Below are 3,000 nucleotides of genomic sequence, written 5' to 3' on the forward strand. Positions count from 1 at the left end.
GCACTGTGTGGGTCTGGTTTCGTCGGCGTTGAGGCGCATAGCGTTGTGCTGCCGTCTGATTCGGCGGGAGCATCCGGAACAACATCGCCTACGGCCGCCTGAGCCTCGCACATTGACCCTGGATTATGCAGGCAGAGCTAGTTCCTTCTCTCCGTCGATTAGGGCGTCGCCATCTTGCTGGGATGGCCGCATTGCCGCGACTGCGCCGCCTGCCACCAGGACTACGACGCCGACGCCCATGTACAGCATGGACGCTGTCCAGTGCGCGTCGAGCAGGGCTCCGGTGATGAGCGGAGCGACGATGGCACCAACGCGGCCTATCCCGATGGCCCAGCCCACGCCGGTGCTCCGGACGGAAGCGCCATAGAGCGCCGGGGTAATTGTGTACATGCCCGCGATGCAGCCGTTGATGAGCATGCCGACAACGCCGCCCGCGACGAAGGCGAGGACCAGCATACCCGCGGTGGAAATGAACATCACCATGGTGGCCGCCGACAGGACGGCGAAGATGACCATCACCTTCCGGCTGTTCCAGCGGATGGTCAGCAGTCCATAGAGCAACGACCCGAAGGTGCCGCCTAAGGTCAGCATCAGCCCGCCGACGACTCCCTGGCTTTCGGTCATGCCGGCCGTGACGAGGAGCCGCGGGGTCCAGCTGTTCACGAAGTAGAAACCGAACATGGTGGCAAAGAAGGCAAGCCAGACGAGCCAGGTGGAGCGGCGGTTGCCGGCTGTGAACAGTTCGGAGACCTTGTTCCTGCGATCATTCTTGGCCGCCACTGCGGGCAGTTCGGTGACGGCGGGCTGTCCGATCTTGCGTGCGATCCTGTTCAGGCGGTCCAAGACATTGCGGGGACGCCGGTTAGCGAGGAAGTCCACAGACTCGGGCAGAAGGACAGCGAGCAGTACGAAGACGGCGGCAGTGCAGATGCCGCCGAATAGAAACACAGAACGCCAGCCGAAGCTGGCCTGCAGAGTCACCGCCGCTGCGCCGCCGAGCGTTGCCCCGATGCCATATCCCGCGGTGTAGATGCTGATGGCCAGCCCGCGCCAGCGCTTGGAGGAGTACTCGCTGGCGATGACATTTGTGCAGGCGAGTATCCCGCCGATACCGAGGCCCGTGACCACGCGCCAAATCCCGAGTTCCACGGCAGAGTGCGCTACGGAGGCCAGCAGCATCCCGGCAGTTGCGAGACCGACCGAAATCAGGACCATGGGCCGGCGCCCGATGACATCGGCAAAGGGCGCGAGGCCCAGCGAGCCGATGGCCATCCCGACCAGTCCGGCGCTTAGCAGGATACCCAGTTCGGCGCCGCTAAGGCCGAAGTCCCGGGTCACGCTGTTGGCGGTGAAGGCCATGGCCAGCACATCGAAGCCATCGAGGGCGTTGAGGACGATGCACAGGCCCACGATCAGCCATTGATACAGAGACATACGGGACGCGTCGATGCGTTCTTGAAGTTGCATGGGACTACTTTCTAGAGGCCACGGACGGTCCGGGCAGATGCTGAAACTGAGGTGCAGAAGATCTGGTGGCTCTTCTGGAGGCGGAGGCCGGGCCTCGTCGTTGAAGGCTGGCAGCCGGGAAACTATCTATACTGATAGGTAAATGTGGCGCGGGACACAGCATAACTATGAACGTAGTTAGTTGACAAGGGGTTTAATGGAGGCGGCGCCCGGCCCTGCCGCAAGGCATCGGCAGCAGGGCGCCCTGACGGAGAGGATCGGTGACGGGTGAGTTTGCGTTATGCCCTGCTTGCGCTGCTGACGTCTCAGCCCCTCACGGGCTATGACGTTTTCAAGCACTTTGAACAATCCGTCGGCTACGTCTGGCACGCACCGGACTCGCAGATCTATCCCGAACTCCGGCGAATGGAAAAGGATGGCCTGCTGAGCGGAGTGGAAGAGCCCTGGGGCAAGAAAGGCAAAAAGAAGCGCTATCACATCACTCCGGAAGGAGTCGAGGCTTTCCGGGCATGGATGAATACCACCCTGGACTACGCCCGGGAGCGTGACCCGATCCATCTTAAGGCGGCCTACCTTGAGTGGGCCGACCCCGAAGCCGCGCGAGCGCAGATGCGCGCCCATATTGCCTATCACTCCTCCCGCGCGCAGCAATGGCAGGACATGGTTGCCGCCTTGGAAGACCGGAGCAACCCCACGCTTGCGCGCCGCCTCGAGGCCGCGCCTGAGGAGGACCGGGCCAAGATTGCCGGCTACAAAATCTTCACCTATGAAGGCATGATCGAACGCGCCAAAGGGGAGATCGAGTGGGCCAGGCGCGGCCTGGAACTGATAGACAAGCTCGAGTCTTGAGTGCCGAAAGGCCCGGACGCCCGCCCGGGTGTCCGGGCCTTTTGCCGTCCCCTTCTGCGGTTCGCTTATGGGGGCAGCTGGGGGGCCTTGCCACTATCTATCAACATAGTTATGCTGTGATCCAAGCCACTACCTATGAGCATAGGTATACCGTGAGGGGAAGGATCGATCATGACCGCGCTGATGCAGTCCATGAGCTCTACAACGAACAAAGTGCTTGGTTATCCGCTTAACGCCTGGTATGTCGCCGCGTGGGACCACGAGGTAACCCGCAAGCCGATGTCGCGCCGGATTGCGGACCGCCCGCTCGCCCTGTACCGCACCGAGGATGGCAAGGCAGTGGTGCTGGCGGACGCCTGCTGGCACCGCCTAGCCCCGCTGTCCATGGGCAAGACCCTCGGCAAGGACCAAATCCAGTGCCCGTACCACGGCATTATCTACAACTCCGCCGGCCGCTGTGTCTCCATGCCCGCCCAGGAAACCATTAATCCCAGCGCCACCGTACCGTCTTTCCCCGTGATCGAGCGCTACCGCTATGTGTGGGTGTGGCTGGGGGATGCCACCCTCGCGGATCCGGCCCTTATCCCGGACATGCACCAAATGAGCTCGGATGATTGGGCCGGTGATGGCGAGACCATTTTGGCGCCGTGCAACTACCAGCTCGTTCTGGACAACCTGATGGAC

The 3,000-nt window shown here is 62.4% G+C and carries 3 protein-coding genes; 2 read left to right on the plus strand and 1 reads right to left on the minus strand.

Features of this window, described 5'->3' with window-relative positions; genetic code table 11:
- Nucleotides 1-123 precede the first annotated feature (123 nt).
- Complete coding sequence (locus tag LQV45_RS23300) at nt 124-1,467, minus strand: MFS transporter (RefSeq protein WP_043436471.1); 1,344 nt, start codon at nt 1,465-1,467, stop codon at nt 124-126.
- Nucleotides 1,468-1,734: 267 nt separating this feature from the next.
- Between LQV45_RS23300 and LQV45_RS23305 the strand changes: the two genes are divergently transcribed.
- Nucleotides 1,735-2,316: a PadR family transcriptional regulator gene (locus LQV45_RS23305; RefSeq protein ID WP_230009028.1), complete on the plus strand. Its 582-nt coding sequence runs from the start codon at nt 1,735-1,737 to the stop codon at nt 2,314-2,316.
- 171 nt (nt 2,317-2,487) lie between these two features.
- On the plus strand, nt 2,488-3,000 hold a 513-nt coding region (locus LQV45_RS23310; protein WP_230009029.1), incomplete at its 3' end, for a Rieske 2Fe-2S domain-containing protein.

The sequence above is a fragment of the Microbacterium sp. Bi128 genome, assembly GCF_918698205.1.